Consider the following 24,499-nt stretch of genomic DNA (forward strand, 5'->3'; position numbering starts at 1 on the left):
CGTGTGCGCACATTGACAGGGCAGGGCGCATCAAAGGCAAAAAAGCCGCTTGCCAAGCCGCCGGAACTGCACTAGATAAGGCGCGTCGCTGATTTGCGCGACACCGTCAAAGACCGCTTGATCATCCAGGCGCCGGTAGCTCAGCTGGATAGAGCACCAGACTACGAATCTGGGGGTCGGGGGTTCGAATCCTCCCCGGCGCGCCATGCATCTTTCCCCCCACTTCTTGCGCAGTGAGCAAAACGCCGTGAAAACGGCGCCCCATTAACTCACTTGCCCTTCATATTCCTTACACACGTGAAGCACCGCCTTTTTCCCTCCCCCTGGTAGGGGGAGGGTCAGGGAGGGGGTCGGGCAATTTAACTCTGCGCTTGCGGCCCGACCCCCTCCCGGCGCTTCGCGCCGACCTCCCCCTATCAGGGGGAGGTTAGGATTGTGCGCTCTTTCTGCCTGCCGTCCGCTGCACCGGGGGCAATTTGGCTTCTGACAACAAGTGTTTGTTTAATTCGTTGAAAAACCATGGGAAAACGTCATACCCGGGGGCGCTTAGGAGTCCTGCGCCGTGAGAATGTGCGCAGCCTGTTTGAGATCATCCGGCCGGTTGATGTTGAAAAACGGATCAAAGGGTGCATCAGGCCAGGTCACCTCGGCCATGGCATGCCGGGCGGTGTAGCGGTCGATCTTGCGCATGGCGTCATCGCGCATGGCCTTCTCAAGATCCTCCGCCAGGGCGATGTCCCACAGGGCGAACACCGGATGCGCCCGCCCGCCGGAGCAGGCGCGCACGATCCGCGCCTTGCTCGTTTCGGCAGCGGCCAGAAGGCGCGCAACGAGATCATGCGGAAAAAACGGCGTGTCCACGGCCACGGAGACAAGCCAGCGCGCTTGCGGCGCCTGTTGCGCCGCCCAGCGCATGCCGGTGAGAACACCGGCGAGCGGCCCGGCATGCCCCGGCAACACGTCCTCAAGCACGGGATAGCCCAGCCGTTTCAGTGTTTCGTGATCGGTATTGGCATTGATCAGCACGTGATCAACCTGCGGCGAAAGCCTCTCGATCACATGCTCGATCAGCATCCTCTCCCCAAGGCGAATGAGCGCCTTGGGCTCTCCGCCCATGCGCCGGGCCAGCCCGCCGGCGAGAATGACGCCCGCGACCGCCTCCTTGGCCGGATGCTCCTGCGTTTTGGTCATATCCTTTGCCTGCCGCCCCGCCTTGGTTTTTGTCCGGATCAGCGCCGCTTGCCATGTGCCGGGCGCAAAGGCGCATCACCATTTTCCCTTTCCGGCCGCGCATCCTGCCCTCTTGCATCGGAGAGGGGCACATCCCGGATGATGCGATGATCACCGGCGGCGCAGAGAAAGCGCTGCCCGCGCGCGCGTCCGATCAGCGTCATGTTCACCTGCCGCGCCAGCTCCACGCTCCAGGCGGTAAATCCGGAGCGGGAGATGAGGATGGGAATGCCCATGGCCGCGCATTTCAGCACCATTTCCGAGGTCAGCCGCCCGGTGGTGAAAAAGATCTTGTCTTCGGGCGACACCTTATTGAGGAACATCCAGCCCGCGATCTTGTCCACCGCATTGTGCCGGCCCACGTCCTCCACATAGATGAGCGGCTCATCCCGCCGCGCCAGCACACAGCCATGAATTGACCCCGCCTTCATGTAAAGCGAGGGCAGGTGCACGATGCGCTTCAGCAGCGCATACAGCCAGGATGTGTATAAAACCGCCGAATCGGAAAGCCGGATTTTCTCGAATTCCTCCATGACATCGCCAAAGACCGTGCCCTGCGCGCAGCCCGAGGTGTGCACCTTGCGGCGCATTTTTTCCTCATAGTCGGTCTGCCGCCGCGTGCGCACCACGATGGTGGCGATGTCCGGATCATAATCGATGGCGGTAATCTCATCATCATCCCGCAGCATCGCCTGATTGCGCAGATAACCAACGGCCAGCCAGTCCGGATGATCGCCGATGGTCATGGCTGTTATCACCTCCTGACCATTGAGAAAGATGGTCAGCGGCCGCTCGCGCACGGCATGGGTGCGCAAGGCCCTGCCGTGTTCGTCATGAACCTCCACAACGCGTGTCAGCGCCGGATCATCCGGATCCGGCAGGATGGGCAAATCTTTCATCGTATCAGGGCGGTCATGTGCATCATCCATGGCGCTCATCCCGGCCGCTTAGGCCTAGCCCGCTTGCTGGCAACATGAAACGATCCTCGTGACACCCGCTGTCCGCCAAACCGCCCGGATGCCCCTGGCAGGGCAAAGACTTGGGCGCGGGCCCTTTTACGCATCAGCAAAGCCCGCCATCAAGTGATTGACGGTCACGATATCCCATGCCGGAAGAAAAGAGTCTATCCTTCAGAATGGCACATGACACGACGCTTGTATCGTCATACCGGCTTAAGCCGGAAACTTAAGGCCACGAATTCATGAATTTGCATCACGAAACTTGGGCCTTTCGCTCAAGCGTGTCCAATTGAATTGTTCTAAGCGTTGCAGGTCATTTTCACCACGAAAGATGTGAATACTCACATGCACCATAGATGCTTTTACCAGGGCATTCTTTCCCCATCGCCCAAACTTGGAGTGGGTTATTTTTTATGTGGAATATCAATATATTACGTCATGCCGGGGCGTGTCCTGGGCATCCAGGGGCGGTTTATGCATGCGTTGGTGGCAGTCAGGAACGGTTCTTCCAGGTTAGAGGCTTATCGCCGGAAGGATGTTGTACATCCTAACCCAACCTTTTGGCGGGGTTTCCAACCCCACCTATAGCATGAGTGGCGGGGTAACATACCCCGCCAAAACGTTCCGGAAGGGGATACAATCCCCTTCCGGCATTTTTTCATACGGCTCAGATCAAGCCTGCTGGAAAGCACCATCACCCACCAAAAACGCCTCATCCCTTGCCCTGGATTGCCGGGATCCCGGTTCAAGCCCGGGGACAGACAAGCCCGGGACAGGCAAGTCCGGCAATGATATTTTCCTATGGTTTTTCAATGAATTAAACAAACGCTTGTCGTCAGAAGCTAAATTGGCCCCAGTGCAACGGGCGGCAGGCAGAAAGCGCGCAAGATCCTAACCTCCCCCTGATAGGGGGAGGTCGGCGCGAAGCGCCGGGAGGGGGTCGGGCCACAGGCTCATGAGGTTGCCGCCCGACCCCCTCCCTGCCCCTCCCCTCCCCCTGCCAGGGGGAGGGAAAAGCGGTGCTTCATGAGTGAAAGGAATATCAAGGGCAACTGAGTTGATGGAGTTTTATTTTTGTTTATCAATGAGTTAAATAACTGCTTCCTTGCTCATGGAAAGTTTTTTTCTTCGATCGATTTGCCGGCAACGGCATGCGTCCTGAATTTCCTTGAATACCCTTGGGCTGATCTGCGGGGTGATGAGACAGAGAGCGATCTGGTGGCGCGTCCTGCCAGGGTGGCCGTCAGGGCTTCATCAGCAGGACAAAAAGAAGCAGGTTGAGAAGCAGCGAGCCGATGGCCAGCCATTTCCAGAAGGCTTCCGGATCGCGCTCGATCAGCGGCGCATCGGACCCGGTGGCGAATTTCGGATTGGGGCGGGAAAGGTCGCGCAAGAATTCGCTCATCAGCTGATAGCGCCGCTGAGGATCCTTGGCCACCGCCTTTTCGATGGCCCGGTCCATCCAAACGGGCACTTCCGGGTTATATCGCTTCACCGGCCGGTATTGCGCCCGCGCCGCCTGGCGTTCTGATTCCAGCGGCTTGCCGTAGGGCAGGCGGCCTGTGAGCATTTCATAGACAATGGCGCCGAGCGCGTAGATGTCCTGGCGCTTGTCCGGCCGCGCACCGCTCAAAGCTTCCGGCGCCACATAGCCGGCGGTGGCCAAAGGCCCGCGATCCTCTTCCGGCAGGCGCAGTTCCTCCAACGAAGCCACGTGCGCGGAGCCGAAGTCAATGAGTTTTACCGTGCCGTCGCGGTCGATCTTGATGTTTTCGGGCTTCAGATCCTGATGCACGATCTCGCGCCGGTGAAAGGCGCGCAGGCCCGAGACGATCTGCCGCGCAATGTCGCGCACCTTGGACAGGGGCGGGCGCGGATTGTCGTTCATCCACTGCCTGAGCGTCGGCCCCTCGATGTATTCCATGCAGAAATAGAGAAAGGTGCGCGGGGTTTCGCGGCGAATGACCTTCGCCACATGCGGGCTGTCGATAAGCCGGCCGATCCATTCCTCGCGCATGAAATGCTCGATATAGGCCGGATCGTCCTCGTAATGCGGCGAGGGCGTCTTGACCACCACCAGCTGATCGCTCTCCCTATCCCGCGCCAGATACACCTGAGAGCGGGAGGAGGCATGCAGCTCGCGCACGATCTGCAGGCCGTCCAGCACCTGCCCCGGCTCCAGCGGCGGCGGAAAGGGAAGCGCCGCCAGCCGCTTGTGCCAGGCATGCTCATCCGGCACACCGGGATTGACAATGCGCACGATCTGGCAGGTCACGTTGTCATCGCTGCCCCCTTCCAGTGCCGCTTCGCAGATGGCTTTGGCCGCCGCGTTCAGATCCTGCCCGTGCTTGTCGATGAGGCGCACAATATCGGCATCCTTGAGCACGTCATGCACGCCGTCGGTGGTGAACACCAGAACATCGCCCGCCTCCACCGGCACCTCGCGATGTTCCACCCGCACCGCCACGTCAATGCCCAGCGCGCGCGAGAGATAATCGCGCTTCTCCCCGATGGTGATGCGATGCAGGCGCGTCAGTGGCCTCAGCTCGCCACCGCGCAGCAGGGAAAGGCGCGAATCCCCCACGTGAAAGACATGCAACACGCCCGCTTTCAGAACCGCGCCGGTGAAGGTGGTGACCAGCCCGTGCCCGCTTGCGCCCTGTCCCTGCCCGTAAAGCCAGCGGTTGACCGAGGTGAGCACGCGCGAAACCGACGTTTCCACGCTCCAGCTTTCATGCGTGGCGTAATAGTCCTCAAGAAAGCTCTTCACCGCCGTTTCCGAGGCCGCCTTCGGCTGCGCACAGGAGCTCATGCCATCGGCCACGGCCATGGCCAGCCCCTTGGTCTCGCACAGGGGCGGCTCAGGCAGCAGCACGCCAAAGGAGTCGTCATTGCTCTCCTTCGGCCCCTTTTCCGAATGCTGGCCGATATCGATAACGGGCTTGCTCATACGCACATCCAGATGAATAAGGGAAGTTCTTCACACCAACAGTCATCGCAAGGCAGGGAAGGTGTCGCAATGTTCTTAATCTTCCCCCTGATAGGGGGAAGTCCGGCGCGCCAGCGCCGGGAAGGGGGTCGGGCCGCACGCTCTTGACGATGTTGCCCGACCCCCCCCCCCACCCCCCCCCCCCCACCGGGAGGGGATGCGGATTGCGGTGGCTTAAACTCACTTTATGATCATGCCCTTATGTATACTCATGCTCACTCCACCTTGATCAGCTCCACCGTGCCGTCGGGCAGCACTTCCGCCATGTGGCCCTTCGGCTCCTTCAGGAAGGCCCAGACCGCCAGAAGCGCAATCAGCCCGCAGGCGCCGATGAAGAGGAAGAATATCTTCGGCGTCACGAAGGAGAAGACGGTAAGGAACACCACCGCGCCCACGTTGCCATAGGCCCCCACCTGCCCGGCGATCTGGCCCGTTAAGCGGCGCTTGATCAGCGGCACCATGGCGAACACCGCACCCTCGCCGGACTGCACGAAGAAGGAGCACAGCATGGTGAGAGCAACCGCCAGCGGCAGCCAGGTGCCGGAATCGATGGTGCTCATGCCGAAATACCCTAGCGCCAGCCCCGCCAGCAGCACCATCAGGCTGCCGCGCCGGCCGAACTTGTCGGAAATCAGCCCGCCGGCGGGCCGCGCCAGAAGGTTCATGAAGGCATAGGATGAGGCAAGCAAACCGGCGGTAACGGCAGACAGGCCGAAGGTGTCGGCAAAGAACCGGGGCAGCATGGACACCACCGCCAGCTCCGAGCCGAAGGTGGCGAAATAGGCAATATCCAGCGCCACCACCTGCCGGAAGTCATAGCGGTCCAGCTCCGGCACCTCGCGCTCGAAAACGTGCTTGTTGATCTCCCAGATGTGATAGGCCTGCCACAGATAAAGGCCGAGCAACACGGCATAGGCCGTCCATTCCAGCCAGCCGGGCAGGACGCCCAGGTTCGCCTGCCCCAGCTTCCACACCAAAAGCCCGAGCGCCAGCACCAAAGGCGCCTTCATGAGAAGCAGCAGCCAGAAATCGCGCGGGGAGGTGACCTCCAGCGCGCCGGTGCGCTTCGGCCGGAAATAGGTGGAGCCCTTCGGCGTGTTGGATACGGCGAAGAAATAGAACACACCGTAGATGATGGCGATGACGCCGGACAGGGCGATGGCCCAGCGCCAGCCATTCTCGCCGCCGAAGAGCAGGGCGATGGAGGGAATGGTCATGGCCGCCGCCGCCGAGCCGAAATTGCCCCAGCCGCCGTAGATGCCTTCCGCCAGGCCCACGGTCTTCGCCGGGAACCATTCGGAGATCATGCGAATGCCGATGACGAAGCCGGCGCCGATGAAGCCCTGCAGGAACCGCAGGATGGCCGCCTGCACGAAGTCCTGCGACAGGGCGAAGGCAACCGAAATGGCACCGCCGATGATAAGCAGGGCCGAATAGACCTGCCTAGGCCCGAACTTGTCCACCAGCATGCCGATGACGATGCGCGCCGGGATCGTCATGGCCACGTTGAGAATGAGCAGGGTCTTAAGCTCCTGCTTGGTCAGGCCCAGCGACTGCTCGATCATCTTCAGCAGCGGCGCGTGGTTGAACCACACATAGAAGGTGATGAAAAAGGCGATCCAGGTGAAATGCAGCACGCGGATTTCCGGGCGGTTGAATGCCAGCGGGTTAAGCCGCGCGGGGGCGCTTTCCGTTTCTGAAAGCCTGCTCGTGTCCTTGCTCATGGTGAAGTCTCCCGACAACATGCCGCCTGCCCGGGCAAGGAGGCGTCATTCACGCTCGCACGGGAGAAGGAGCAAGGGGTGTGCCAGTTTTCCGTGATGCGGAGAGGATGACCTAACGTTTTGTTTTTCAACGGCAAAAATAAATGCACAAAAATCATGCATGAAAATAGACTGCATAAAAATTAGTCAATTAAATGCGCGTTTGCCTGTTCATCAGGCATTTTTTCCAATGTCCCTGCCTGAGCGCTCACAAGGGCGGTATCTCAAAATGCCAGGAAAATCAACAGCTTGCCGTTTTCCTCTTCACGTCCCGCCCGTTTGGCACGGCCCTTGTATTGCAATTGACGTGCATGAGCGGCGCCGCCTTGCCCGGCAAGGCAGGCCCTGCAGGAAAAGGCGCTCACATGATCAGGGCGCGGTGCGGGCCTTCGGCGCTGAAGTGCGGGATGAAGGGTCTTAAGAAGGCAAATGGAAGCCAGGACGATGAACAGCAGGGAACAGGAACGCCTCGTCGTCATCGGAAACGGCATGGCCGGTGTGCGCACGGTGGAGGAGATCCTCAAGCTCGATCCGGCGCGCTATGCCATCACCGTCATCGGCGAGGAACCATACGGCAATTACAACCGCATCCTTCTCTCTCCGGTGCTGGCGGGCGAGAGCACCCTTGATGACATCATGCTCAACCCGCCCGAATGGTATGCGGAAAACGGCATTGAGCTGATCTCCGGCGTGCGGGCTACTGCCATCGACCGCGCCCGGCGCGAGGTGGTGCTGGCCGATGAACGCCGCGTGCCCTATGACCGGCTGATCATCGCCACCGGCTCGCGCCCCTTCATCCTGCCCGTGCCGGGCAATGACCTTGAAGGCGTCATCGGCTTCCGTGACATCGCCGACGTGGAAACCATGCTTCAGGCGGCGAAAAACCATCGCCATGCCGTGGTCATCGGCGGCGGCCTTTTGGGCCTGGAGGCTGCCAACGGCCTGATGAAGAACGGCATGGAAGTGACCGTTGTCCACCTCATGGACACGCTCATGGAGCGCCAGCTGGACGCGGAGGCCGGCGCCATGCTGCGCCGCTCGCTTGAGGAGCGGGGCATGAAATTCGTCATGCCGGCCAAAACCACCGAGATCCTCGGCGATGAAAATGGTCGCGTGCGCGCGGTGAAGCTTGAGGACGGCACGGAAATCCCCGCCGAGCTGGTGGTCATGACCGCCGGCATCGTGCCCAACAAGGAAATTGCCGAAGAGGCGGGGCTCTATTGCGAGCGCGGCATTGTCGTGAACGACTATCTCATGACCTATGACCCGCGCATCTATGCCGTCGGCGAATGCGTGCAGCATCGCGGCGTGTGCTATGGCCTCGTGGCGCCGTTGTATGAACAGGCGCGCGTGCTGGCCAACCATCTGGCCGGGCGCGGCTGGATGACCTACGAAGGCTCGGTGACCTCCACCAAGCTGAAGGTGACCGGCATTGACCTGTTCTCCGCCGGCAATTTCCTTGGCGGCAACGGCGCTGATGAGCTGATCCTCAAGGATGAAAAGGGCGGCGTCTACAAGAAGCTGGTGATTGAGGACAACCGCCTCACCGGTGCGGTGCTCTATGGCGATACGGTGGACGGCACCTGGTATTTCCAGCTCATCCGCGAAGGCTCGGACATTTCCGACATCCGCGGCCGCCTGCTGTTCGGTCAGGCGCATTTGGGCGATGCCGGCCATGCTGAGGACAGCGTGGCCCACCTGCCGGATGATGCCGAGATCTGCGGCTGCAACGGCGTGAGCAAGGGCGAGATTATCGCCGCCATCAAGGAGCAGGGCCTGTTCACGCTGGAGGATGTGCGCAAGGTCACCAAGGCTTCGGCCTCCTGCGGCTCCTGCACCGGCCTGGTGGAACAGATTCTCGCGTCCGTGCTGGGCGGGGATTATTCCGCCGCGCCCTCGGAAAAGCCCCTGTGCGGCTGTACTGACTACACCCATGATCAGGTGCGCAAGGCCATTCTCGACAACGGGCTGAAGAGCATTCCCGATGTCATGAAATTCCTCGAATGGCGCACGCCCAACGGCTGCGCCACCTGCCGCCCGGCGCTGAACTATTACCTGCTCTGCGCCTGGCCCGGTGAATACGAGGATGACCTGCGCTCCCGCTTCATCAACGAGCGCGCCCACGGCAACATCCAGAAGGACGGCACCTATTCCGTGGTGCCGCGCATGTTCGGCGGCGTGACCACGCCGGAGGAGCTGCGCGCCATTGCCGATGCCGCGGAGAAATATGGCGCGAAGGAAGTGAAGGTCACCGGCGGGCAGCGCATCGACCTTTTTGGCATCAGGAAGGAAGACCTGCCGAACATCTGGCGCGATCTCAACAAGGCGGGCCTCATCTCCGGCCATGCTTATGGCAAGGCGCTGCGCACGGTGAAGACCTGCGTGGGCGCACAGTGGTGCCGCTTCGGCACGCAGGATTCAACGGGGCTCGGCATCAAGCTGGAGAAGCTCACCTGGGGCAGCTGGATGCCGCACAAGTTCAAGATGGGCGTTTCAGGCTGTCCGCGCAATTGCGCCGAGGCCACCATCAAGGACTTTGGCGTGGTTTGCGTCGATTCCGGCTACGAGCTGCACGTGGGCGGCAACGGCGGCATCAAGGTGCGGGTGACAGACCTCATCGCCAAGGTGAAAACGGAGGAGGAAGTGCTGGAATGGGCCGGCGCCTTCATCCAGCTCTATCGCGAGACCGCGCACTATCTGGAGCGCACCGCCCCGTGGATCGAGCGCAAGGGCCTCTCCTGGGTGAAGGAGCGGCTGGAGGACGAGAAGAACCGCAAGGCACTGTTTGAGCGCTTCCGCTTCTCCCAGCAGTTCGCGCAAGTCGACCCCTGGGCGGAGATGGCCGAAAAGCACGAGGATGAGTTCAAACCCGTGGCGGAGCTGGTGTGATGACGACTGTGACCGATGAGTGGGTGAAGGTGGCCGAGGTGGCGGACATTCCGCCGCTGTCGGGCAGGGTGGTGCGCACGAAGAGTGGCGACATCGCCCTGTTCCATGCGGGCGATGGCAACTTCTACGCCATTGACAACCGCTGCCCGCACAAGGGCGGGCCGCTCTCGGAAGGCATCGTGCACGACTGTCACGTCACCTGCCCGCTGCACAACTGGGTGCTGAACCTGAAAACCGGCGAGGCGGAAGCGCCGGATGAAGGAAAGGTGGCCACCTATGAAGTGAAGGTAAAAGACGGCGCGGTTTACCTGAAGCTGGGCGGGGCGTGATGGAGGTTGGAACTCCCCTCCCTTTTCCTCCCCCTGGTAGGGGGAGGTCGGCCCCGCAGGGGCCGGGAGGGGGTCGGGCCGCAGACGCATGAGGTCGTTGCCCGACCCCCTCCCTGTCCCTCCCCCTGCCAGGGGGAGGGAACAAAAACGGATCGGTCCCGTGAGATAGAAACGCACGAGGATGCGGCACGAGATCGCGTCTTTCGCCGGGATGACGAGCGGGACACAAACACGGAAATGGAAGAAGACCATGCTGTTCGGGCGCACGAAGAAAAATCCCGTCGTTTTGCCGGACAAGAAAGTGGTGGAATGGAAGACCGTCACCTGCGGCTATTGCTCCACCGGCTGCTCCATCGATGTTGGCTTTAACGAGGCGGGCGAGGCCGTCTCCTGCCGCGGCAATGCCGAGGCCGACGTCAATCGCGGCAAGCTGTGCCTGAAAGGCATCTTCGAGTTCGAGATCTTCCGCAATGCCGGCCGCGGCACGAAGGTGATGGAGCGCGACCACATCCGCGACCAGTGGCGCGAAAGCACTTGGGATTCCGCCCTTGACCGGCTCTACTCGGAGATCCGCCGAATCCAGAAGACATACGGCCGCGATGCCTTCGCCATCATCTCCACCGGCCAGATGCTGACGGAGGAGTTCTATACGCTGGGCAAGCTCACCCGCGGGCTTATCGGCACCAACAACTATGACGGCAACACCACCCTGTGCATGGCCTCCGCCGTCTCCGGCTACAAGCGCAGCTTCGGCTCCGACGGCCCGCCGGGCTGCTACGAGGACTTCGAGCACACCGACTATCTCATCGCCTGGGGCTCCAACATGCCCGAACAGCACCCGGTGATGTACTGGCGGCTGAAGGATGCGCACGAGCGCCGCGGCTTTCCCATCGTTGCCGTGGATCCGCGCGTGACCATGCTGGCGCAGAATGCCTCATTGCACCTGCCCATCCGTCCCGGCACCGACGTGCCGCTGATGAACGCCATGATGCACGTCATCTTCGCCGAGGGGCTGGAGGACAAGGACTATATCGAGAAGAACTGCACCGGCCTTGAGGCACTCAAAGAGGAAGTGGCCAAGTGGACGCCCGACCGCGCCAGCCAGATCACCGGCATCCATCCGGACACCATCGTCACCGTCGCCCGCGCCTTTGCCCGGGCGAAGGCGGCCATGCAGGTCTGGACCATGGGCATCAACCAGTCCACGCACGGCTCCGACGGCGTGGTGGGCATCAACAACCTGGCGCTGATCACCGGCAACGTCGGCAAGCCCGGCGGCGCGCCCCTGTCCATTACCGGTCAGTGCAACGCCATGGGCACGCGCGAATGGGGCAGCACCTCTGGGCTTCCCAACTTCCGTTTCCTGGAGAACGCGCAGCACCGCAAGGAAGTGGCGGAGTTCTGGGGCATCGACGAGGACTTTCTGCCGCGCAAGCGGGGCCTGACGCAGACGGATATCTACAAGGCCATGGAAGCGGGCGAAATCAAGGGCTTATGGCTGATTGCCACCAATCCGCTCACATCATTGCCCGATTCCGCCCGCGTGCGCCGCGCCATGGAGCAGCTGGAATTCTGCTGTGTGCAGGACTGCTATTTCGATGCCGAATCCGTGCAATACGCCCATGTCTATCTGCCCGGCGGCACCTGGGCGGAAAAGGACGGCGTGATGACCAACACCGAGCGCCGGGTAAACCGCGTCAAGCCCATCATCAGCCCGCCGGGCGAGGCGAAGCCGGATTTGTGGATCTTCAACCGCGTGGCTGAGCGCTTCAATGCCGAGCGGGTGAAAGAGCAGGGCAAGCCCCCGCTCACATTCCCCGAGAAGGCCCGCGATGTCTTCGAGGAGATGCGTCAGCTCTCCAGGGGCCGTCTCGCCGACTATTCCGGCATGGATCACGACCTGATCGAGAAACACAAAGGCATTCAGTGGCCCTACACCATCGAACAGCGCGAGCGCGGCGAGGCACCGCCGAAGGGAGGCGTGCGGCTTTACACCAAACCCGCCACTTTCTGCCACCCGGATGGCAAGGCCAAGCTCATCCCGCTGCCGTGGGTGGACAACAACGAGCATCCGGACGAGGACTATCCCTTCTGGCTGAACACCGGGCGGCTGGTGGAACACTGGCACGGCCGCACCAAGACCGGAAAAGTGGCCAACAACAACAAGTTCAGCCCCATCCCCTTCATCGAGATCAACCCGGATGCGGCGCGTGACTTAGGTGTCCGGCATGGCGAATACGTGCGCCTTGTCTCGCGCCGGGGCGATGCCATCGTCATGGCCATCCCCACCGGCCGGGTGCCCTACGACATGGTGTTCCTGCCGTTTCATTTTCACAACGCGGCCAACCGCCTCACACTGGGGCTCTTGGACCCGCATTCGCGTCAGCCGGCCTACAAGCAGCAGGCCTGCCGCATCGAGCGCATCGCCGATCAGGAACACGCCGCAAGATTGTGCAAGGACATGAGGACGTTCTGATGATGGCGCATGCAGTGAGATGCAAGCCGAGGTCTTTCTCCGTCATGCCGGCGAAAGCCGGCATCTTGGGCCATGACCCCATGAGATTGCGGCTCAAGACCCCGGCTTTCGCCGGGGTGACGAGGTTCTTCTCATTGCATCGTGCCAAATCATCAGATGCGATGTTTGCTCGGACGCGCGTCTTGCGTTCCCTCCCCCTGGTAGGGGGAGGGGCAGGGAGGGGGTCGGGCCGCTGGCTCCGGCGCCTGTTGCCCGCCCCCCTCCCGGCCCCTGCGGGACCGACCTCCCCCTGTCAGGGGGAGGATCGCTATCGCCAAGAACCACGCCCGGCAACGGCCCGGAACCCAAGGACTTAAGGACCTTCTAGAGCCATGTTCAACCGCCGCGATAACGAGCCGGAATACGCGTGTTTGCGCAATCGCGAACCGAAGCGCAAGACCAATCAGTGGGGCAAGGAGATCGAGACGGCGCCCGAGGGCAGCCCCCTGCGCGAAGAGCCCTTCATCGTCAACGGCGACGAGCCGGGGCACAACATGCGCAACCCCATGCGCTATCACCAGCATGGGTTCTACTTCAACGCCGACAACTGCATCGGCTGCCACGCCTGCGAGACGGCCTGTTCGGAGAAGAACGATCTGCCGCCGCACATCGCCTTCCGCTCCGTCGGCATCGTCGAGTGCGGCACCTACCCGGCCTATCGCCGGCTCAACATCTCCATGGCCTGCAACCACTGCGACGATCCCGTCTGCCTGAAGGGCTGCCCCACGCGGGCCTATACCAAGTTCGCCGAATACGGCGCGGTGCTGCAGGATCCGGACATCTGCTTCGGCTGCGGCTACTGCACCTGGGTCTGCCCCTATAACGCGCCGCAGCTGGATCCGGTGGCCGGCTTCGTGCGCAAGTGCAACATGTGCGTGGACCGGCTGGAGGTGGGGCTGAAGCCCGCCTGCGTCGCCGCCTGCCTGGGCAACGCGCTGGATTTCGGCGTCATCGAGGACATCCCGGACAACCGGGTGCAGGCGGCGCTGTCCATCCCCGGCTTTCCCGACCCGAACATCACGCACCCGAACATCCGCTTCCAGCAGATGAAGACGCTGGAGCGCGAGGTGAAGCGGGTGGATTCCATGCCCATCCGCTATCACCTGAACGATGAGGAAGGGCGCTATCTGCCGGAGGTGGACGAGGACAAGTTCCCCGAAAAGGCGTGGAACCTGAAGAAGCTGCTCACTTCCCATGAAATGGCGCACGTGGCCTTCACCCTGTCGGTGCAGGCGGTGATGGGCGCCTTTCTGCTGCTGGTGCTGGGGCGCTGGGCCGGGTTTGCGCCTGTGGCCGCCATTGCGGATGCGGGCGTGGGCAAATGGCTGCCGTGGCTGATGGTGATCATCGCCGCCTTTGGCCTGTTCAAGCTGAACATGCACTTAGGCCGGCCGCACCGCTTCTACCGCGGCTTCTATAACCTGCGCCACTCGCCGGTGAGCCGCGAGATCGCGGGCGTGTCCGCCTTCTTCGCGGGGCTTGTCGGCTATGCCTTCTTCAACCTGTTCGACAACGCCTTCACCGGAGCTTTACGCGAACTTTCCGCCGTGCTGGCGCTCGCGGGCATGGGCTTCGGCGGCTACTACATGTATCGCCTCTACCGCATCAAGGCGCGGCCCTACTGGGATCACGGGCACACGGGCGTGGCCTTCGCCGCCACCGCGCTTTCCTTGGGCAGCGTGCTGCTGGCGCTGGCGGTGCTCGCAGGTGGCGTTTACACCGCCGCGCTGGGGCAGTTCACCGGCTGGCTGGTGGCGCTGGCGCTTGCCGCCGAAGCACTGGCCCTGATTGTGCAGTGGAAGCAGCAGCACAAGGCCAGCTCCGAGGCGGCCGTCTCCTGGGTGTTCATGACGCGCACCTATGGCCACACCTTCACGCTCAGGATGGCGCTTCTGGGCGCGGCCATCGCCACGGCGCTGATCCTTGGGCTGACCGGCTGGGCGGCGGCGCTCGTGCCGCTCGGCATTGCCCTGTTCGGCGAGAAACTGCTTGGCCGCGCGCTGTTCTTCGCCGTGGTGGTGCCCACCACCATGCCCGGTGCCTACTTCTGGAAGAATCCGGGCTTCATCGAGCACGCGCGCGAGGTGGGGCTGGCGGACAATCCCATGGTCGGCGTGGCCTATGAGCGGCACCATCCGTTCCGTCTGGATGAATTGATCCGCACCATCCGCGAAACCACCTGGGAAGAGAAATGGGATCAGTTCAAACGCATTTTCACCGGTTGACCTTCTCCAGTTGACGCGGACCCCACGTGCGCGTCACCTTGGCCGCAGGCGCCCATGAGGGCCCTGCGGCCTTTTTCTTCCCTGCCGTGATCATGCCAGAACAGACACAAATTCCCGCAACCACCACACCCCGCCGGAAAGAAAACGGGCAGACGTCAGGCGCTTTCCTTCAGGCCGTATTTCTTGATAAGGCGGTAGACGTTGCGCTCCGAAATGCCGAGCGCGCGCGAGATCTGCGCCGGGCTGCCGCCCAGTCGCTGAAAGGTTTCGCGAAAATAGCGTTCCTTCAAATCCTCAAGCGTTGGCGGCGCCTCAAATGTGAGGGTGAAGCCGCCATTTCTTTCCGCATCTTCCGTGCCCAGCACAATGTGCTCCGGCTTCAGCACCGGGCTGTTGCCGGAAAGAATGATGGCGCGCTCGATCACATTGCGCAGCTCGCGGATGTTGCCGGGCCAGTCATAACCCAGAAGGATGTCCAGCGCCTGGGGTGAAATCTCCTTGGGCACGCGGCGGGAGAAATCATGATTGCTCAGGAAATGCGTCACCAGCGCCGGGATGTCCTCCTTACGCGCGCGCAAGGGCGGCACCTCGATGACGAAAGTGGACAGCCGATAATAAAGATCGGCACGGAAAGATCCCTCCCGCGCCATTTGCGCCAGATCCCGGTTGGTGGCGCACAAAATCCGCGCATCGGAATGCAGCGTCTTGGTGCTGCCCAGCCGGCGGAATTCGCCGGTTTCCAGCACACGCAGGAGCTTGGCCTGAATGGCCGGCCCGATCTCGCCGATCTCGTCAAGAAACAGGGTGCCGCCGCGCGCAGCCTCGATCAGCCCTTTCTTCAGCTTGTCAGCGCCGGTGAACGCACCCTTCTCATGCCCGAACAGCTCCGATTCAAAGAGGTTTTCCTGCAGCGTGCAGCAATCGAGTGTGACGAAGCTTGCCGTTGCGCGGCGGGAGCGTTCGTGAATCTCCCGCGCCACCAGCTCCTTGCCCGTGCCGGATTCGCCGGTGATCAAAACGGTGACATCCTCGCCCGCCACCGCATCGATCATCTGCGAGACCCGCTGCAATGCCTCTGATGTGCCCACCATCAGGGAGGTGCGCCGTCTTAGGGCCGTGCTTTCCACCACATCCAGCCGCTCCCGCAGCCGCGCATGCCCCAGCGTGCGCGTCACCGCAAGCTCCAGCTCATCCGGATTGACGGGCTTCATCAGATATTCCGCCGCCCCGAAGCGCATGGCCTCAACCGCCTGCCGCACCGAGCCATAGGCGGTAAGCACAATCACAGGATAGCGCGGCACCAGCGCCCTTAACGCCTCAAGCCCGTCGGCATCCGGCAGGCGCATGTCGAGAATCACCAGATCCGGCTCGTGATCGGCAAGCCAGTCTTGCGCCGCCGCCCAGGAGGAGGCGCCGTGAACGGCAAAACCATGCTCCGCCAGCTGCTCGGTGAGCAGATCGTTGAACAGGGCATCATCATCGATGGCCAGAATATGGGCCGCCGCCTGATGCATCATGAGGCCACCCCCTGCGTTTCATCATGCCGGCTGGCGCCATGACAGTGCCCGCGGCGGGGCAGAGGAAAGCGCACGAGAAAACGCGCCCCCTTGCCGGGGCTGCTGAACACCTCGATGCGCCCGCCGTGCCGCTCCACGATGGCGCGGCAGATGGTCAGGCCCAGCCCCGTGCCATGCTTGCCGTCGGCCCGCCGCGAGAAGAAGGGATGGAAGATGAACTTGCGCGTTTCCGCGTCCATGCCGCAGCCGGTATCGATAACGTCCAGCAGTGCCTCATCCCCTTCCGTGCCGGTGCGCACCGTCAGCGCCCCGCCGTGAGGCATGGCATGAAAGGCATTCTGCACCAGATTGATCAGCAGCATGCGCATATCGCTCTCATGCCCCAGGATCCGCCCGGGCTTTAACCGGCGATGCAGGATCACGCCGCGTTTTTCCGCCTCGAAGCGCAACAGGGAGAGAACGTCATCGGCCACCGTGGCGAGATCGACAAGCTGCGGCTTTTCCGAAGGCGGCATGGAGATGCGCAACAGCCGGTCGGTCACGGCAATGCAGGAATCCACCGCCGTTTCCACCCGCTCCAGATAGCCCTTCACTTCCGCAGGTGGCCTGCCGCGTTCCATGGCCCGCAGCATGGCGGAAAGCCCAAGCCGCACCGAGGCGAGCGGATTGTGTATCTCGTGTGAAATGCCTGCCGCCAGCTGCCCCAGCTCCGCCAGCCGCTGCTCCTGGGTGATGTCGATTTGCTTGGATAGGTCGCGAATGGCTTCCACCACCAGCGGCTCGCCGGTGTTGGCATCGATCAGCGGTGCTGCGACGATCTCCACCGGCAACGGTTCGCCATCCGGGCCAATGTGCGTATGCAGAAGCCGCAAGGGCTCTCCCCGTCCATTGCGAAACACCTCCAGCGGACAGGTGACCAGGGAATGGGCGCAGGGCTCCGTTCCGCCATGGGCCGCATAGCAGGGTTCGGACAGCGGCGTTGATCCTTCCGTCTCAGGATGCTGGGCGCGATAGGCGCGGTTGACCATGCGCACCCGGTAATCCGGGCCAATGACGCGAATACCTTCCGGCACCGCGTCGATGAGCGCCTGCAAAAAGGCGTCATGGGCGGAAAGGCGGTGAATCAGTTTCTCCACCTTCTCCGCCATCATGTTGAAAGAGCGGGCTAGTCTTCCCAGTTCATCATCGCCGCGCACCGGGGCGCGTGCGGAGAAATCCCCGCCCGCCAGCCGGGTGGCGGCATCGGCCAGCGCCTGCAGGGGCGAGAGTAGCTGCCCGTGAATGAACCACCAGGCGGCAAGCAGCGTGACGATCATCACCAGCGCGCCCGCGCCCGCCAGCCCCGCCGCGCCGATCAGGGCCTGGGTTTTCAGGGCGCTGGCGTCGAAATCGGCAATCAGCACGCCGTTGATGGGATGCTTGGTGAGCGGGCCATGACAGGCCTGGCAGATCCGCTTGTTGCGGATGGGCTTGACCGTGCGCAGAACCGTGCCCTTTCCGGTCTCGAACAGGCGCGTGTAGGTCTTGCGCGGCGGCCAGCCGAGAGGGCAGGCGTCCTTCTTGCAGAAAGCGAGCTCTTCCCGATCTATGCGTTTTTCCAGAAGGCGCCGGTGTGAGGCAAAGCGCACAACCCCTTGCGGATTGACCAGCATCACCTGCCGCACTTCCGGCTGCCGCCCCAGTCGCCTGAGAATGTCGCGCAGGCCCGGCAGGTCGCGCTTGATCATGGCATTTTCCAGCGCCGCCTGAAACAGCATGGAGAGCTGATGCGAGGCGGCGCGCCGCTCTTCGGCCAGCTGGTCCTGATAGAGCCGGATGAAGAGGGCAAGGAAAACGGCCGAGGACACACCGAGCAGCACCGCCAGCAGAAGCAGCAGACGGCCCCCCACACTTCCTTTCAGCCGCTGGATCAGAACCATGCCCGGTGCCTGAACTCCGATTACCTACACCATGATACTTGCATCGTCATACCGGCGTAAGCCGGTATCTCAGGCCACAAGCGCATGCGTTTGCGGCACAAGTCTCAAGGCTTTCGCCGGGGTGACGAGAAAGACGTCAACGATATGTCGTGCCGTGTGCTGCATTCGACAACTCAAGGCAGTATTATGCCGCAATTTTCTGTCCCGCGCATGCCTGAAGAACAGCACCATGCGCCTTTGCGAAAAGGACTGACTTATCCACAACTTAAGCGGGCGCATTCATCTGCGCCCTCAGCCGTGTCAGCACCTCTCTAAGCGCCCTCAGCCAGCAGCGGGTGAACATCCCCAGCCCCGCATAAAACGGCGTGCCGCAGCGGCTGGCCGCCGCCGCCGCGAATTCGTCGATCCATTTCAGGATATGCGCATCCATGAAGGCGGTGATGTCCTCGGGGCTGGCCGCCGGTGCGCCATTTTCCGCATCGGGTTGCGTGGCGCGCAGCAGATGCGCGATGAAGGCCAGTTGCAGCGCGATGTGATCATCCGCCTGCTTGCGCCAGTTGCGCGCCGCCACGCCAAAGCGGCGATACCATGCGCGCACCTCCATCATCGGCTGCTGACGCTCCAGATTGTCCTCGTCCAGACACACCGATTCCGTCACCGGCACGCGCAGCCGGTGCGTAAGATAGGTGGCGGCATAATCAGCGGCCAGATGATCCAGCAGTTTCTGTTCATCCCCCTCGTCCAAGACCTCCCAGCCGGCATCGATGACATGACAGGCCTGTTTCGCCGCCTCGTCCTCCGGCAGCAGGGCGAACAGCGTCTCAAACGGCCCCGCCCGCAACTCGCGCAAGACTTGCGCATCCAGCTCGCGCCCATGCAGCCGCGCCAGCAGCAGCGCATCCTCCGCCAGCGCCGCCCGCAGCGTTGCCTCTTCCTCCCGGTTCACCTCCGCCATGCCACACTCCCGTTTTCTCGCGATTTTTCACGTCAGCCCGTCCTTCATTTCCCTCCCCCTGGCAGGGGGAGGGCAGGGTGGGGTCGGGCAATTTAACTCTGCGTTTGTGGCCCGACCCCCTCCCGGCCCCTGTCGGGGCCAACCTCCCCCTATCAGGGGGAGGTGAATAAGAGGACAGCTCTCATTTACTCTCGACATCAGCTCAAATGATTTCTGACACGTGTTTGACTCATGCCGTGCCGCGTTCATTCCCTCCCCCTGGCAGGGGGAGGGCAGGGAGGGGGTCGGGCCACAACCTTATGCGTCCGTTGCCCGACCCCCTCCCTGCGCTTAGCGCCGCCCCCCCTACCAGGGGGAGGATGAGAGATGCGATCCTTAGGGACCGTCACCGACTCGTTGTGCCAGCCTCATTCGCATGCCGGCCTCATTCGCATGCCGGCTTCTTTCGTCATGCCGGCGAAAGCCGGCATCTCAGGCCATTCACTCATGAACCCGTGGCACGAGACCTAAGGCTTGCGCCGGGGTGACGAGAACACGCAACTCACGCCTTCACCTTCCCCTGCTCATGGGCGATGAAGCGGATGGACGGGTTGGTCAGCGCCGGGTCGGCCATATGCTTCACCCGCCGCACGAGGTTCTTCTTGTCCGCCTCGGAATAGGCCTTGGTTTCATAGGTGCCCTTGTCGATTTCATCGATGGGGCCGACATCCAGCACCCGCATCATGCAGGCCATGACGCAATAGGGCTTGCGCCCGGCTTCCAGTTCGTCGATGCACATGTTGCACTTGGCGACGATGTTCAGCTCCGGGATGAACTGCGGCGCACCGAACGGGCAGGCGGCCTCGCACTTGCGGCAGCCGATGCACAAGCTGGAGTCGATATCCACCACGCCGTTGTCCGGCCGTTTCCAGATGGCGCCGGTGGGACAGGTGGGCAGACAGGCCGGCTCCGCGCAGTGGTTGCACGACATGTTGACCTTGTAGGCATAGACCTTCGGAAAGGTGCCGCCCTCGATGTATTGCACCCGGCGGAAGCGCGGCCCCGGCGGCAGGCCGTTCTTGTCCTTGCAGGCCATTTCGCAGGCGCGGCAGCCGATGCAGTCCACGTTGTTGTGGATGAAGCCCATCTGCACCTTGGGCTTCACCGGTTCGTAGATCTGCCGCACCTTGCGCTTCAGCGCCTCGCGCAGTTTCTGCTTGTCCAGTTTCTTCGCCATGATGATCGTCCGTTCCCTGCTGATATGCCTTCACGCCCTGCACTTGCGCGCTGTAAAACGCCGCCGCCTCAGTCATCGCGGCGGTAGACAACAGAGCGCGCCGTGGCCAGCCGGTCCCAGCCGGGGCGATGCGCCAGGGTGGTCTTGCGGATGTTGACGAGGATGGTGTTGTAGGCGAAGGCCCCCGCCGGCGACGGATTGTCGAGCGTGAGAAAATCCGGGTTGCCGGCGCGGTCCACGCCGTTTTCGTCCAGATCCATCCACGCCCCTTCGTGCAGCACCGCCACGCCGGGCATCACCCGCTCGGTCACATAGGCCGGCACCACCACCTTGCCGCGGTCGTTGTAGACCTCCACGATGTCGCCTGTCTTGATACCGAGGCGCTTCGCATCCGCAGCGTTGATGGTCACCTCCTGCTCATAGGTCTCGCGCAGCCACGGGATGTTGTGAAAGATCGTGTGCGTGCGCCAGCGCGGATGCGGCGTGACCAGATGGAAGGGGTATTTCTTCGTCTTCTTCTTGTCGCCCAGCCACTCCCACGGCTCGATCCACTTTGGAATCGGCGGAATGGGATAGCCATAGGCCGTGCGCGTGAAATCCTTGATCTGCGCCAGCGTGGTGGAGAAGATCTCGATCTTGCCCGAGGGCGTGTTGAAGGGCACGCCCTTCTCGATCTGATCGCGGAAGGCCACGTGCGGCTCCTTGAGCTTGAACTTGTACACACCGCGTTTCTTGAACTCCTCCCAGCTCATCTCCACGCCCATGTGGCCCATCACCTCGCGCTCCCAGAACGCGCGCAGGTAAGCCTCATCGACGGGATCGGGGTTGAAGAAGTATTCGCGCGTGGCCTTGGGATTGTATTGCGGCCCGAAGCCCAGGCGATACGCCAGCTCGGTGAAAATCTGAAAATCCGTCTTCGATTCGCCCATCGGCTCAATCACCTTGGGCCGGTGGATGAAGTAGTGCCCCTTGTACCAGGGCAGCGCGATGTCATGCCGCTCAAAATGCGTGGCCACCGGCAGCAGCACGTCCGCCCACAGGCCGGATGGGGTGATGGTGCTGTCCATGCACACCACCAGCTCCAGCTTCCTTATGGCCTCGATTTCCTTGTTGATGTTGGTGAGCTGGTTGAACCAGTCCGACCCCTGCCAGAAGATGCCCTTGATGTTGGGGATCACGCCGTCCAGCTGATCGGTGCGCGGCCACAGGCCAATCTCCTCGCGCTTCACGTTGGGGTAATTCAGCACGCAGTGCGCCCAGCGGTCGGACTTGATGGAGGCGAACCAGACATTGGCATACTGATCATACGGATAGGCCACCGCCGGCAGGTGAAAGGCCTTGCCCACGCCCTCCGAGGAGCCGCCAAGCACGCCGATGTTGCCGGTCATGGCCTGCAGCGCGGCGGCCATGCGGTTGTATTGCTCACCATAAGCGTTGCGCCCCGGCGCCCAGGAGGCCTTCAGCGCGGCAGGCTTGATGGTGGCATACATGTGCGCCAGCTTCTTGATGTCCTCCGCCGGCACGCCGCAGATTTCCGAGGCCCACTCCGGCGTCTTGGGCACGCCGTCGTTCTTTCCGAGGATGTAGTCCTTGAAGCTCTCGTGCCCCTGCGCCTTGGCCCAGCCGGGCATGGTGCCCTCGTCCATGCCCTGCACGAAGCGGTCGATGAACGCCTGATCCTGCAGGTTGTTGGTGAAGATGTAGTGCGCCATGCCGGCCATCATGGCGGCATCCGTGTTGGGCCGGATGGGAATCCACCACGCATCCCAGGCCGCGGCGGAGTCGGTGTATTGCGGATCGACCAGCACGAACTTGCAGCCGCGCTGCTTGGCCAGCCGCATGTAATAGAAGGTGTTGCCGCCGTGGAAGGTGTAGGCCGGGTTCCAGCCCCACATGATGATGAGCTTGGAGTGCGCAAAGGCATCATCCTCGTTGCCGTCCTCGATGGTGCCGAAGGTGATGCGGGAAGAGAACGTCGTGCCCTGATAGGACGGCACCGACCATGACGAGGTGCGGCAGCCGAACATGCCGAGAAACCGGCCCAGCAGGCCCTCGATCTGATCCGACTTGTGCAGCACGCCGTAGGACGCGCCGGCGTAGGATTGATCCAGCAGCGCGGTGGGCCCGTATTTCTGCTTGATCTCCACCATCTTGTGGGCGATGAAGTCCAGCGCCTCATCCCAGCTCACGCGCTTGAACTTGCCCTCGCCGCGCTCGCCCACGCGCATCATCGGATAAAGCAGCCGCTCCGGCGAATAGAGCCTTAGGCGATAGGAGCGCCCGCGCAGGCAGGCGCGCACCTGCGGCTCTTCCTCCGTGTCCTTGCCGAAATGACCGTCCTTCTGATAGCGCCCGTCATCGGTGGACAGACGCACGATCACGTCGCCCTTCTTGTGCGCCACCAACATGTGCCGCGAGCCGCAGTTGTGCGCACACGAGGTAACCACGGTCTTTAGATCGTCATCACGCGGATAGGGCTCATAGGCGAAGGCTTCAGCCTTTTTCGGCTTCGCCGTGAGGGCGGAGAGCAGACCCAGCCCCGCGGCGGTGGCAGACAACCCCTTCAGGAAGGAGCGTCGCGAGGTGTTCAGCCGCGCCACCCCGCGCAAGAGCGACTGGAAATTGGACAGGTCGACGGGTTTCGGCGCACCGGGAAGCGAGTCCGTGCGCAGATCAAAGATCTCGGGCGCGCCGCCTTCGTGTTCCAGCGTCATCTCACTTCCTCCGGTAGCGTTTTTCGGATTGTGTCGGGCGGTTCTTGGCCCATTCAGGCGTTTCCGGCACCACGTCCTTCATGCCGGGCCACGGATGGCGCGGATAGGGATAGGAGATGCGATACCACTTGCGCCCGCCGTGGCAGCCGTAGCAAACGTCGGATGATTTCTTCGCCAGCTTCTCGATGTTCTCGGGCTTCAGGTAGGTCACCTGATGGCGCACCGTGCGATAGGTTTCGGCATGGCACGTCAGGCAGCCATTGGGCGTTTCCTCATCCTCGAAATCCTTGCGGATTTTCGACCAGTCCGCTTCCAGCCCCTCCATGAACTGGAAAGGAAACGTGCCGTGACATCTCAGGCAGGTTTTTGACGGATCCACCGTCTTGCGCAGGGTAAAGCCGGCATCCTTCTGATTGCCGGCATGCGAGCCGGGCGCTTCCTCGCGCGGATCAAGGCCCTGATGGCAGAAGGTGCACTTCAGGTTCATCACCTGTCTGGCGTATTTCGAGGTGAGATGCCGCGCATGAAAGGTCATCTGCGGGCCTTCATAGGTATCCAGCGTCTGATACCAGGCCAGCACCGAATCCGCCTTCCACCCGGCAGGTGAGGTCTTGCGCGGCTTGTGAGTCAGAATTTCCTTGTGACAGACGAGGCACTGCTCGTTCGTTGCCTTGTCGATCCATGGCTTGAAGTGCAGCTTGTGCCACTTGGCGCGCAGATACTGCTTAGGCACGTAAACGCCCTTGATGGTCTTGCCCCGCAGTTGCGGCTGTTCGGCCATGGCCGTTGCCGCCATGATCGTGGTGGCGAGGACGGCTGCAATCGGCAGCCACCTGGCGCCCGTGCCAGCCTCTCTCCCTCTCATGATCCTCTCCAGCCCAAAAGGTTCGCGCCCACGGCCTGCACAGGAGGCGCAGGCCGGAAGGGAAGGCACAGGGCTCTCTGTGCCTTCCCCGCGATCAGCGTGTCACTTTTTCTTCTTGTGCGGCGGCGTCCAATGCTTTTGGCCGGCCATCCCGGACATGCCCGACATGCCACCCATGCCAGACATTCCTGACATTCCGGACATGCCGCCCATGCCGCTCATCCCGGACATGCCGCTTATGCCCGACATGCCGCCCATGGCGCCCTTGTAGGTCCATTGCGTGCAGAACCAGCCGGCACCCTTGCCAGCCATTCCGGCCATCCCCGACATACCGGACATGCCGCCCATGCCGGACATGCCGCCCATGCCGGACATGCCGCCCATACCGGACATGCCGCCCATACCGGACATGCC

At 62.4% G+C, this 24,499-nt stretch carries 15 protein-coding genes and 1 tRNA gene; 5 read left to right on the plus strand and 11 right to left on the minus strand.

The genetic code is table 11. The features are described from left to right. The first annotated feature begins 129 nt into the window (after positions 1–129). Positions 130–206, plus strand: a tRNA-Arg gene (locus EK16_RS08670). Positions 207–546: 340 nt separating this feature from the next. Here the strand turns inward: EK16_RS08670 and mobA are convergent. From mobA to EK16_RS08690, 4 genes are all read right to left on the minus strand, one after another. Beyond that, positions 547–1,191: a molybdenum cofactor guanylyltransferase MobA gene (gene mobA, locus EK16_RS08675; RefSeq protein ID WP_038036425.1), complete on the minus strand. Its 645-nt coding sequence runs from the start codon at positions 1,189–1,191 to the stop codon at positions 547–549. Between the two features lie 38 nt (positions 1,192–1,229). Further along, on the minus strand, positions 1,230–2,159 hold the full coding sequence (locus EK16_RS08680; protein ID WP_038036561.1) for a formate dehydrogenase accessory sulfurtransferase FdhD: 930 nt from the start codon (positions 2,157–2,159) through the stop codon (positions 1,230–1,232). 1,273 nt (positions 2,160–3,432) lie between these two features. Continuing rightward, complete coding sequence (locus tag EK16_RS08685; RefSeq protein WP_038036426.1) at positions 3,433–5,139, minus strand: bifunctional protein-serine/threonine kinase/phosphatase; 1,707 nt, start codon at positions 5,137–5,139, stop codon at positions 3,433–3,435. Positions 5,140–5,393: 254 nt separating this feature from the next. Further along, positions 5,394–6,902: a NarK family nitrate/nitrite MFS transporter gene (locus tag EK16_RS08690; protein WP_081910431.1), complete on the minus strand. Its 1,509-nt coding sequence runs from the start codon at positions 6,900–6,902 to the stop codon at positions 5,394–5,396. Between the two features lie 483 nt (positions 6,903–7,385). Here EK16_RS08690 and nirB point away from each other — a divergent pair, with 483 nt between their 5' ends. The 4 genes from nirB (at position 7,386) to EK16_RS08710 (ending at position 14,899) form a co-directional block, all read left to right on the plus strand. Beyond that, positions 7,386–9,830, plus strand: a complete 2,445-nt coding sequence (gene nirB / locus EK16_RS08695) for a nitrite reductase large subunit NirB (protein WP_038036427.1) — start codon at positions 7,386–7,388, stop codon at positions 9,828–9,830. After that, complete coding sequence (nirD, locus tag EK16_RS08700) at positions 9,830–10,159, plus strand: nitrite reductase small subunit NirD (protein WP_038036428.1); 330 nt, start codon at positions 9,830–9,832, stop codon at positions 10,157–10,159. The genes nirB and nirD overlap by 1 nt, the downstream gene beginning before the upstream one ends. Before the next feature lie 250 nt (positions 10,160–10,409). Beyond that, the gene (locus tag EK16_RS08705; protein WP_038036429.1) at positions 10,410–12,635 is read left to right on the plus strand and encodes a molybdopterin oxidoreductase family protein; all 2,226 of its coding nucleotides are present in this window, start codon (positions 10,410–10,412) and stop codon (positions 12,633–12,635) included. Positions 12,636–13,006: 371 nt separating this feature from the next. Further along, on the plus strand, positions 13,007–14,899 hold the full coding sequence (locus EK16_RS08710) for a DmsC/YnfH family molybdoenzyme membrane anchor subunit (protein WP_038036430.1): 1,893 nt from the start codon (positions 13,007–13,009) through the stop codon (positions 14,897–14,899). Between the two features lie 155 nt (positions 14,900–15,054). Here EK16_RS08710 and EK16_RS08715 read toward each other — a convergent pair whose 3' ends face one another. The 7 genes from EK16_RS08715 to EK16_RS08750 all read right to left on the minus strand — a co-directional run. Beyond that, entirely contained in the window at positions 15,055–16,416 is a 1,362-nt protein-coding gene (locus EK16_RS08715; RefSeq protein WP_051929150.1) for a sigma-54-dependent transcriptional regulator, read from the minus strand. Continuing rightward, the gene (locus tag EK16_RS08720) at positions 16,413–18,335 is read right to left on the minus strand and encodes a sensor histidine kinase (RefSeq protein ID WP_051929151.1); all 1,923 of its coding nucleotides are present in this window, start codon (positions 18,333–18,335) and stop codon (positions 16,413–16,415) included. The genes EK16_RS08715 and EK16_RS08720 overlap by 4 nt, the downstream gene beginning before the upstream one ends. A gap of 265 nt (positions 18,336–18,600) precedes the next feature. Continuing rightward, positions 18,601–19,290 (minus strand): TorD/DmsD family molecular chaperone, encoded by a 690-nt coding sequence (locus EK16_RS08725; RefSeq protein WP_051929152.1) that lies wholly within the window; start codon positions 19,288–19,290, stop codon positions 18,601–18,603. A gap of 541 nt (positions 19,291–19,831) precedes the next feature. Continuing rightward, positions 19,832–20,506 (minus strand): 4Fe-4S dicluster domain-containing protein, encoded by a 675-nt coding sequence (locus tag EK16_RS08735; protein WP_038036433.1) that lies wholly within the window; start codon positions 20,504–20,506, stop codon positions 19,832–19,834. 68 nt (positions 20,507–20,574) lie between these two features. After that, positions 20,575–23,220, minus strand: a complete 2,646-nt coding sequence (locus EK16_RS08740) for a molybdopterin-dependent oxidoreductase (RefSeq protein ID WP_081910432.1) — start codon at positions 23,218–23,220, stop codon at positions 20,575–20,577. Between the two features lies 1 nt (position 23,221). Next, positions 23,222–24,085, minus strand: a complete 864-nt coding sequence (locus tag EK16_RS08745) for a hypothetical protein (protein ID WP_156098546.1) — start codon at positions 24,083–24,085, stop codon at positions 23,222–23,224. A gap of 102 nt (positions 24,086–24,187) precedes the next feature. Continuing rightward, a partial coding sequence (locus EK16_RS08750) for a hypothetical protein (protein WP_197059663.1) occupies positions 24,188–24,499 on the minus strand: 312 nt, incomplete at its 5' end.

The sequence above is a fragment of the Thermopetrobacter sp. TC1 genome (assembly GCF_000746275.1).
In the GTDB taxonomy this organism is placed as follows: Bacteria; Pseudomonadota; Alphaproteobacteria; order Rhizobiales; family Aestuariivirgaceae; genus Thermopetrobacter.

What these genes read in the sequence shown, in the direction of transcription:
- mobA (WP_038036425.1), bottom strand. Translation starts at nt 1,191, where the DNA reads ATGACCAAAACGCAGGAGCATCCGGCCAAGGAGGCGGTCGCGGGCGTC.
- EK16_RS08680 (WP_038036561.1), bottom strand. Translation starts at nt 2,159, where the DNA reads ATGGATGATGCACATGACCGCCCTGATACGATGAAAGATTTGCCCATC.
- EK16_RS08685 (WP_038036426.1), bottom strand. Translation starts at nt 5,139, where the DNA reads ATGAGCAAGCCCGTTATCGATATCGGCCAGCATTCGGAAAAGGGGCCG.
- EK16_RS08690 (WP_081910431.1), bottom strand. Translation starts at nt 6,902, where the DNA reads ATGAGCAAGGACACGAGCAGGCTTTCAGAAACGGAAAGCGCCCCCGCG.
- nirB (WP_038036427.1), top strand. Translation starts at nt 7,386, where the DNA reads ATGAACAGCAGGGAACAGGAACGCCTCGTCGTCATCGGAAACGGCATG.
- nirD (WP_038036428.1), top strand. Translation starts at nt 9,830, where the DNA reads ATGACGACTGTGACCGATGAGTGGGTGAAGGTGGCCGAGGTGGCGGAC.
- EK16_RS08705 (WP_038036429.1), top strand. Translation starts at nt 10,410, where the DNA reads ATGCTGTTCGGGCGCACGAAGAAAAATCCCGTCGTTTTGCCGGACAAG.
- EK16_RS08710 (WP_038036430.1), top strand. Translation starts at nt 13,007, where the DNA reads ATGTTCAACCGCCGCGATAACGAGCCGGAATACGCGTGTTTGCGCAAT.
- EK16_RS08715 (WP_051929150.1), bottom strand. Translation starts at nt 16,416, where the DNA reads ATGATGCATCAGGCGGCGGCCCATATTCTGGCCATCGATGATGATGCC.
- EK16_RS08720 (WP_051929151.1), bottom strand. Translation starts at nt 18,335, where the DNA reads ATGGTTCTGATCCAGCGGCTGAAAGGAAGTGTGGGGGGCCGTCTGCTG.
- EK16_RS08725 (WP_051929152.1), bottom strand. Translation starts at nt 19,290, where the DNA reads ATGGCGGAGGTGAACCGGGAGGAAGAGGCAACGCTGCGGGCGGCGCTG.
- EK16_RS08735 (WP_038036433.1), bottom strand. Translation starts at nt 20,506, where the DNA reads ATGGCGAAGAAACTGGACAAGCAGAAACTGCGCGAGGCGCTGAAGCGC.
- EK16_RS08740 (WP_081910432.1), bottom strand. Translation starts at nt 23,220, where the DNA reads ATGACGCTGGAACACGAAGGCGGCGCGCCCGAGATCTTTGATCTGCGC.
- EK16_RS08745 (WP_156098546.1), bottom strand. Translation starts at nt 24,085, where the DNA reads ATGAGAGGGAGAGAGGCTGGCACGGGCGCCAGGTGGCTGCCGATTGCA.